Raw genomic sequence first — 8,636 nt, 5'->3', positions numbered from 1 at the left:
CTCTATAATCTTTGTCTCCTAGGGGTTTAACATCAATTCTTTTACTCATTACTTCTTACTTCTTACTTCTTACTCATTACTTCAAGACTCATTACTCATTACTCATTCTGTCTCCTTACAAAACGAAAAAGTGTGACTATAATAAAAGTATTGAATTTTAATATTGTAATCTTGCCTCAATATTAATGCCTGTGTCGTATCACTAACTTGACTTTTAGAGAAATTGAATTATGGATTTGCACAATTTTGACCATAACTTACATAACCTTCACACTGACCATAACCTAAATAACGAGCTTAATAACCCTCAAGAGTTACAGCATCAGCCTAATCCACTAGACACACAACTAGATACTCAATTCAATACCCAATTAGATACACAACAAATGGGTATCTCACATAATCCAATGGGAATTCATGAACCTTCTTCCCTACATAATCCCCTTGAGTCTCAGCATTTAACTGATTATCAGCACCAATCTTTAGACCATTCTTTCAATCAATCCCATTCTCTTTTATCTGAGACTAATCATCAATCTTTGATGGACCAGTATAATCATCATCATAATAGTTTATTAGAACAACACCATCTCGGTAATTCCCATACTGTTTATGATTCTCACAACCTAAGTAATACCCACTCTCATCATGATTCAACCCTCCGAACTGGTTCTGATAAGGCTTCAGAGTTGATGAAAAAGGCTCAACAAGAGCAAACATTAGCTGACCAAGCTAAAAAAGATTCTCAATGGAATAGTAAAGTGGCCTCAGAGTGGCGTCATGATCATATTCCAGGGTCTGAGACCTATGACAGTAAAGCAACCCATAAAATGGCTGAGGCGGAAGCACACCAAGCAGAAGCAAATAGACTGAGACAAAAGGCTAGTGAAATCTAATCCAGAAGCTCTTGGTATACTTGTAATTACAAGTAAAGCTGTTATGGCGCTTAAACTGGGTTTTGTCAGTGATATTTAATATTAGACTAAATCTAGTTTTCGCGCTTGTCTTTATGTTTATACTCCTTCTAATACGCGCATCTGGTTATTAACTATGCTTTATAAAAAAGTACTGGAGTACGGGAAAGACCTTTTAAGTAAAATTACTTAAGGTTTCGATAAAATGTATATTATCATACATTAATTTCTTAGACAAAATCTAAAAAAGCACTCATATACAAGTTATGGCTTTGTCAAGTTTTATCTTAAGAAAGATGTTTACAAACATCCTTATGAAAAGAGGGTGGACAAAACCACCAAACTATACTTACACCAATATAAACTCACAGGAGATAAAAAAACTATGGTTGACCCATTATCAATGGCACTACTGTATGGAGGCGGTTTAGCTATTAGTGCGTTATCTAGTGCTTGGTCTGTCCATAAAAATCGGGTATCTTCAGAAATGCAAGGTGTTCTCAATCGTCAACATTCTGAAAAATTAAGCAGCCTGAATCGAGAAAACGCTGAGAGAATGCAGTTAACTCAAATGAAGTTTTCTTATGTACAACAACTAAATAATCAAAATTTTCAAGAAAAAATAGCTGAGTTTAATGCCAGAAATGCTAGAGAAATAGCTGAGTTTAATGCAGAGAAAGCGAAGGAACTAGAAATATTTCGTCAATCGGTAAATGTGGCCATTCATCAAGAAAACTTGAATTTTCAGAAGTGGCGATTTGAACAAGAAAAAAAACTGCAATACGAGATGTTGCAGTTGCAGCAAAACTTTCAAAGGGAATTACAAAGAACTCAACACGAAAGCGCTTTGATACAAATTAGGGAGAGAATCAGAGAAGATAAAAGCGCTATATCTACCTTAGCATCTGATTTACTAGAGAATTCTCTAAGTTATGAAGTGATGCCTCTCAAAGTTCTCCTCTCTCCTCCTGTATTAGATTATGATTCGAGTATTTCTCAACCCTATAAAACAGGGTTAGAAAGTTTTTTAGCAGAAGAAATCCGTCAATTTTTGCATCAAGGCTATTTAAACAATCATCAACGTCCTGTACAACTCCTGGATAAGGCGTGGTTAACTAAAAGACAAGGAGGTGGAGCGGCTTTACAGCAACTTCATAGTGTCTTAAAAGCAATTCCTGTGTTGGTCTTAGAATCAGAAATTATCCCTGGAGATGAGCTGAATTTTCGTTTAGGTTATTGGAGTGGGGGAAGTTTACCCTTAGTAGAGTCAAGCATTTTATCTCGTTATCCTTTCCATGAATTAGCATATCAATCAGCTTTGCAAAATGCCCTTGCTTGGGAGAAAACTCGTGAAAAACTCACAGAAATGGGTAAATCAGAAGACTATATCAAAAAAATGGGAGGTGTAAAAGAGGTAAATTTACAAAGATACAAGCAAGAGATAGCAGAAAAAGAGGAATTAGAAGAAAACGGAATTGATACATCAGATTTTCCCTTCGGTAAATCTTTAGAGATTACCCTCGAAGATATTAAAAACTTTTATCAATGTTTAGCAGTTTGGCATTGTCTAACTATTTCTTTTTGCGCCGATATTCTATTTTTTGAACATTCTTGGGAAAATACACCGCTTTTGCCTAGCTTATTCCCTTATCTGCTGCAAAGATATGCGAAAAACCCCTTATTAACATCAGAGTTTTGGCAAAAAAATATTATCGAACTTGTTGAGGGATATAGTGATATTTATGATGGTTTTGAGAAGGATTTTTCTGGGGCAATGCCAGAAATTAGAATGCGGTTTGCCTTAACTTTGGCAGATTTACCCGATGAATACAAGTATTTAGCTTTACAACAAGGTAACAAGGCTTTATCTGATTGGTTACAGGGGAATAATATTTCTAGGGATAAGGTATTTGATGTAAATGTGGATGAAGATTGTCAACTTCTCAAAAATATTATCTATCAAGAAGACCAACCCTTCTTAGACAGTTTAAGTCAGTTATTAGATAAAGTTAAAGAGGTAGAAGGAATTGACAGCAGTCAAACAGCGAGAATAGGTAGTCTTTTAGTTGGCTGGCAGTTTTTAAAGCGCTGGGGTACTATTCCAAAATTATTGCAACCACTACCTGATGAACAATTAGTACCTGATGAACCAATAGATCCTCGATACGATAGGTTAAAGTCTTTGTTAGAAACAGAAGAATGGCAAGCCGCAGATGAAGAGACAGCAAGATTGATGCTGCAAATCATGAATCGAGAACAACAAGGTTATTTAAGTTCTGATGATTGTCGCAATTTTCCTTCAAAAGAGTTGAAAATAATTGATGACTTATGGGTAAAATATAGTAAAGGTCATTTCGGCTTCTCGGTGCAAAAACAAATTTACATTGAATGTGGTGGCACCCCGGGAGAGTATGATAGTAATGCCTATAATAAATTTGGCGATCGCATTGGCTGGAAATATGGGAACAATATGGGAAAATGGAAGGCATATAATCAGCTTTCTTTTACTACAACTTCTCCACAAGGACACCTCCCCGCATTTCGCATTTTTGGTTTTGTGGTGGGTAGTGGGTGGGTTTTGGAGTTGGGGGAGGGTTGGTATTCTTTTCTCTTCTCTAAAGTATAGCACCACTAGGCTTTAGAGAGATCAAGTTTTTTTCTACAAAAAGATCAACCACCTAATCATAATAGTTTCAGCGATTAATTACCTGTTACCCCGGCACGATGTATTTATTAAAAAAACAAAATGTCACACGCAGCTCGACGAAATCTTTCTAAAAATATAGAGAAAAAAGTAATATTTTATACAAAAAAGCCCATAAAAGGGGACAAAAAGATACAATAAGCCTATGATAATTGCTTGAATTCAGTAATAATTTTTTAAAAACTCTTTAACTACAGACTGATTATAACAATTAGCTAAGATAAACTTTTCTGCCACTTCTACTACTTTTGAATTGCGGTTTCGCCAATCTTGATAAATCTCTTTAGCTTTTTGATTTGCCTGAGTATTCTTGATTTTTTGATTTTCCTTTTTCTTTTTGCTGAATCTAGTTAATTTGGGTAATAAATTATCTCCCCAGTAACACTTCTTATACTGTTTTTCTTGAGGTTGATAATTATTGCAAAATTGACGATATTTGTAGGCACATTCTTCTAAATTTTCTCCTAAACTTAAAAAAGCTGGGTGCCATGTGGTTAAACCATCATCTCCTAATCTCTCATAAACGCCATAATTACTAAAATCGAAGAAAAAACCTTTTTGCATCCCAGCGGCTTTAGGATTTCCATGAATATATCTTAGGGTATTCAACGCTCTTCTGTAGTCAGAATTAGCAAAGCTAGTTTTATGATATCTTTTTTCCCAAAAGTGACCAGTTCTTTTTAACATGCGATTAAAACACATTGCCGAATACCAATTAATAAAGTGCATAATTTTAGGCAAATCTTCTGGTTGCTTTGGTTCGATTAAATAATGAATATGGTTAGACATGATACATATAGCATAAAGCTTAAATTGATGTTTAATTATTGCTTGCTTTAACACATATAGTAAAATCTGGCGACATTCTAAACGAGTAAGGCGAAACTCGCGATTGTTACAACGAGTAGTTACATGATAAGATGTACTCATAGTGTTTAATTAATTAATTGCAGTTTAATCTTTTTAATAATCTGGTTCTTTTTTGTTGACGTAATTGGGCCTCAACTTTGGCGATCGCTTCATCTAAAAATAAGTTATACAATGTGAATGATTATAAACCTTAACTAGGGCGATTCGGTAGTAATCTCTTGTCTAATATAATAGAAATATTTAATAGTGGACCAGAGGTGCAGCGATCGCACTTCTTGTAGGTTGGGCAGGGAGATAACCCAACAAACTACTAATCCTCTAAAGTTGATGTGAAAAAATTATATAGCAGTAGTTCGTGTTAACACAATATATTTTGATTGATCACAAACTTTTCCCCCCAACCCCCCTTTACTAAGGCAGGGCTGTTTTATTCTAAAATTTTGTCGTAAGCTAGAAGCTAGACACAACAAAAGTTGACGCTCTTTTTAGCTATTATTAGAAAAAAGGGGATTTATTATTAGCAAAAAATCCCCTCTCCCTGCTCAGAAGCTCCCTGCTCCCTGCTTTTCCTCACCATTTTCTTTGTCAAGAACAAAACAGCCCTGCCTTTACTAAGGGGGGCTTTTTATCACAGTTGTAAACATCTACAAGGCGAGCTTGCTATACAACTTTATTTTTAAAGAGCTTCCTTTTGGAATCGCCGATAAGCTTTTTTTGCAACTAAAATTTAACTAAGCGATCGCACTTCTTGTAGGTTGGGCAGGGAGATAACCCAACAAACTACCTAATCCTCTAAGGTTGATGTGAAAAAATTATACAACTTTATTTTTAAAGAGCTTCCTTTTGGAATCGCCGATAAGCTTTTTTTGCAACTAAAATTTAACTAAGTGAAGATGATTTATGGAGATAAAGGTAATGACTCCCCTACCCGCTGTCATGAATTCTGTGGAAAAACTGGGTTACCGCGTTACAGTAGGTGACGTAGCAGCTAATGCCGGCTTAGAAATTAATTTAGTTCAACAGGAATTATTAGCTTTAGCCTCCACAGCAGGTGGACATTTACAAGTTGCGGAAACAGGTGATATTTTATATCTTTTCCCTAAGAATTTCCGAGGGATTTTACGTAATAAATATTGGCAGTTGCGTTTACAAACATGGTGGCAAAAAATATGGAGGGTTTTATTTTATCTAATTCGTATTTCTTTTGGTATTATTTTAATTCTCTCTATCTTGCTATTGTTAATAGCGATCTCTGTTTTCGTGATTACTATTAGTACAAGTGGTAGAGATGAAAACTCAGATGTTGGTAGTAATGATTCCGGCAGGGGTGGAGGTTTGATATTTTTCCCTAGATTTTTGATTGGTCCAGATTTTTGGTGGTTTTTTAATTGGGATTATGGTTATCAACCCCGTCAATCCCGACAAAGTTCTAGGCGATCGCCAGAAAATAAAATGAATTTTCTCGAAGCAGTCTTCTCCTTTTTGTTTGGAGATGGCAACCCCAATGCTAACTTAGAAGAACGTCGTTGGCAAGAGATTGGTAAAGTTATCTCTTCTCATCGGTGTGCCGTAGTTGCTGAACAAATTGCCCCCTATTTAGATAATGCTGAAGTTTCCACCAGTGATAACGAAGATTATTTACTGCCTGTGTTAACTCGTTTTAACGGTTATCCAGAAGTTTCAGATCAAGGTGAGATTATTTACTACTTTCCTGATTTACAAGTAACGGCCAATAAACGACAGGTTGAACCAGTTGCTCCCTATTTACAAGAAAAATTATGGCGTTTTAGTGCCGCAGGCAGTGGTCAAATTATCGGAGCAATTATTTTAGGGGGTGTTAATTTTGTTCTTGTTTTAGTTCTCGGTTACTTGTTAAAGAATAATTCAATTAGTGAATTAGGAAGCTTACTAACTTTTGTGGCCTCTATTTATGGGATTTTGTTAGCATACGCGATCGCTTTTTTAGTCATACCTCTAGGGCGTTATTTTTGGTTACAGGGCAAGAATCAAGCCATTCAAAAGCGTAACCAAAAACGTCAGGACAAAGCAATTCTTCTCGAAAAACCTTCACGAAAATTAGTTGATAAAATCAATTATGCCCAGCAATTTGCTACAAGCAAAGTTATTGATGAGCAAGATATTATTTACTCTACAGACAAAGATTTACTCGAACAAGATTTAGAACGAGCAGATCAAATAGATGAGGAGTGGCGAAGACGATTAGAATCTGAATCAGATTGAATTTTTTCCTAATTATCGTGATGAATTCATAGAAATGTGAGGATCAGGAATATAATTTAGATAAGTCCTTAAGACCGTTGGTTGTGATTCCTTCACCACTAGCGGCCATCTTCCATTCATCATTGTGACGATAAACCTCAGCTAAAATTAAACCAGTACTGCCTTTATACTGATTACCAGAAAGGGTATAGCGGGCGATTTCTTTGTTATTATTTCCTACATCTACCAGACGAACAAAAGCATTTTTTACTTGGCTAAAATCTTGTTTTCGTTTTAGGCACTCATAAATATTCACTACAAAAACTAGTTTACAGATACTAAGAGGCACTTGGGGTAAGTTGACAATAACTTGTTCATCATCTCCAGCTCCGGCGCCTGTAAGATTATCTCCTAAATGTATGATTGAATCAGAATGATGTCGCAAATTACCAAAATACACAATATCTTGATTACTTTTCAGTTTATCTTGACTATCGAGACACAAAACTGAGGCATCTAAATCAAAATCTGGTGTACTGTTAAACACACCCAAAAGATTACTAGACTTTTTGTCAGCCACATCCCAACCTAAACCACACATTAATCTAGTTAAATTAGGGGCTTCTTTTTTTAAAGAAATTCTTTGACCTTTTTGCAGATTAATTGTCATTTTTTCTCCATAAATTAAATTGAGGTTGATTTGTGGGCAATAATAGCCCACACTCTACATTCTAGTTTTGATAACGATTTAAAACTGCCGCCAAGCCACCTTGGTAACCAGATCCCACAGCATTCATACGCCATTCACCGCCTTTAAGATAAATTTCTCCAATAATCATGGCGGTTTCGATTGAGTAATCTTCAGTTAAATCATAACGAAGTACTTCTGATTTTGTTTTTACATCAACTAGGCGAATAAAAGCGTTATTAACTTGGCCAAAATTTTGTCCTCTTGCATCAGCTTCATGGATAGTGGCAACAAAAACTAATTTTTCTACCTCTTGAGGGATTTTCTTGAGGTTAACTAGAATTACCTCATCATCTCCTTCTCCTACACCTGTTAAGTTGTCGCCTAAATGTTCTACAGAATGGTTTGGATCTGGACTTTTGAGATTGTTATAAAATATTAAGTGTTTGTCAGAAACTAATTTTTCATCACTACCTAACAAAAAGACAGAAACATCTAAATCAAAATCTGTACCTGAATCAACTTTTTTAAGATCCCAACCTAACCCCACCATTACAGCTTCTAAACCAGGGGAAACTTTTTCTAGAGAGACTCTTTCTCCTTTGCTTAAAGAAATTCCCATAATAATAATTCTCCAGATGCAAAATAATTTTACAGTTCAAGTATAACCCGGCCACAGCAATTGGGAATTCGGAAGTCAACCCTTGTTAATTCGGAAATATCTACATCTTAAAATTATGAGTTCGGCAGATTTATTAAAATTCTAGGTTTGTGGATAACCTTACTAGAATGAAGATTTATTGCTCTAAAAATTCCAGATAATCTATTGCTGCTTCTAGTCTTGATGGATAAGATTCAGCAAATTCTGCAAACCAAAACCCTTCACTAGAGTCAGGAGGTAAATCTTTTAAGAATTGTTGAGCTTTTTGTTCTAATTGTTTACGCTGTTGTTGTTTTCTTTGTTCTGCTTTAACTATATCTTCTAAATTATCTCGATAAGAAGTTTTAGGTTGATTTTTTGGTTTACTTTCATAGTTTTGTTTTAATTGGCTAAAGATATTCTCACTCTCTGATGAAGATGTCTCTGGAGTAGTTGCCTGTTTTTGTTGACGGTTTTGTTTTAATTGGCTAAAGATATCTTCACTCTCTGATGAAGATGTTTCGGGAGTAGTTGCCTGTTTTTGCTGACGGTTTTGTTTTAATTGGCTAAAGATATCTTCACTCTCTGATGAAGATGTTT

At 35.4% G+C, this 8,636-nt stretch carries 7 protein-coding genes; 3 read left to right on the top strand and 4 right to left on the bottom strand.

Annotated features, from left to right (window positions below; translation table 11 throughout):
* The first annotated feature begins 230 nt into the window (after positions 1–230).
* Together MW688_RS17965 and MW688_RS17960 are read left to right on the top strand one after the other, a co-directional pair.
* Positions 231–896 carry a hypothetical protein gene (locus MW688_RS17965; RefSeq protein WP_486737388.1) on the top strand — a complete coding sequence of 222 codons (666 nt, stop codon included), beginning with the start codon at positions 231–233 and terminating at the stop codon, positions 894–896.
* A 403-nt stretch (positions 897–1,299) separates the two neighbouring features.
* Positions 1,300–3,540 carry a GUN4 domain-containing protein gene (locus MW688_RS17960; RefSeq protein WP_486737387.1) on the top strand — a complete coding sequence of 747 codons (2,241 nt, stop codon included), beginning with the start codon at positions 1,300–1,302 and terminating at the stop codon, positions 3,538–3,540.
* A 240-nt stretch (positions 3,541–3,780) separates the two neighbouring features.
* Here the strand turns inward: MW688_RS17960 and MW688_RS17955 are convergent, their stop codons facing one another.
* Positions 3,781–4,548: a transposase gene (locus tag MW688_RS17955; protein ID WP_486737386.1), complete on the bottom strand. Its 768-nt coding sequence runs from the start codon at positions 4,546–4,548 to the stop codon at positions 3,781–3,783.
* Between the two features lie 855 nt (positions 4,549–5,403).
* Between MW688_RS17955 and MW688_RS17950 the strand changes: the two genes are divergently transcribed.
* The gene (locus MW688_RS17950) at positions 5,404–6,729 is read left to right on the top strand and encodes a hypothetical protein (RefSeq protein WP_486737385.1); all 1,326 of its coding nucleotides are present in this window, start codon (positions 5,404–5,406) and stop codon (positions 6,727–6,729) included.
* A gap of 43 nt (positions 6,730–6,772) precedes the next feature.
* On the opposite strand, the gene MW688_RS17945 is transcribed toward MW688_RS17950, so the two are convergent.
* The 3 genes from MW688_RS17945 to MW688_RS17935 all read right to left on the bottom strand — a co-directional run.
* A complete protein-coding gene (locus MW688_RS17945) occupies positions 6,773–7,378 on the bottom strand; it encodes a TerD family protein (RefSeq protein WP_486737384.1) in 606 nt (201 codons plus the stop codon).
* Between the two features lie 61 nt (positions 7,379–7,439).
* Positions 7,440–8,018, bottom strand: coding sequence for a TerD family protein (locus MW688_RS17940; RefSeq protein ID WP_486737383.1), 579 nt, complete (start codon positions 8,016–8,018; stop codon positions 7,440–7,442).
* Positions 8,019–8,193: 175 nt separating this feature from the next.
* On the bottom strand, positions 8,194–8,636 hold a 443-nt coding region (locus tag MW688_RS17935), incomplete at its 5' end, for a salt stress protein, Slr1339 family (protein ID WP_486737382.1).

Source organism: Johannesbaptistia floridana, assembly GCF_057440575.1.
The sequence above is the reverse complement of the archived record's forward strand: the minus strand, read 5'-3'. Positions and strand labels throughout refer to the sequence as shown.

What these genes read in the sequence shown, in the direction of transcription:
- MW688_RS17965 (WP_486737388.1), top strand. Translation starts at nt 231, where the DNA reads ATGGATTTGCACAATTTTGACCATAACTTACATAACCTTCACACTGAC.
- MW688_RS17960 (WP_486737387.1), top strand. Translation starts at nt 1,300, where the DNA reads ATGGTTGACCCATTATCAATGGCACTACTGTATGGAGGCGGTTTAGCT.
- MW688_RS17955 (WP_486737386.1), bottom strand. Translation starts at nt 4,548, where the DNA reads ATGAGTACATCTTATCATGTAACTACTCGTTGTAACAATCGCGAGTTT.
- MW688_RS17950 (WP_486737385.1), top strand. Translation starts at nt 5,404, where the DNA reads ATGACTCCCCTACCCGCTGTCATGAATTCTGTGGAAAAACTGGGTTAC.
- MW688_RS17945 (WP_486737384.1), bottom strand. Translation starts at nt 7,378, where the DNA reads ATGACAATTAATCTGCAAAAAGGTCAAAGAATTTCTTTAAAAAAAGAA.
- MW688_RS17940 (WP_486737383.1), bottom strand. Translation starts at nt 8,018, where the DNA reads ATGGGAATTTCTTTAAGCAAAGGAGAAAGAGTCTCTCTAGAAAAAGTT.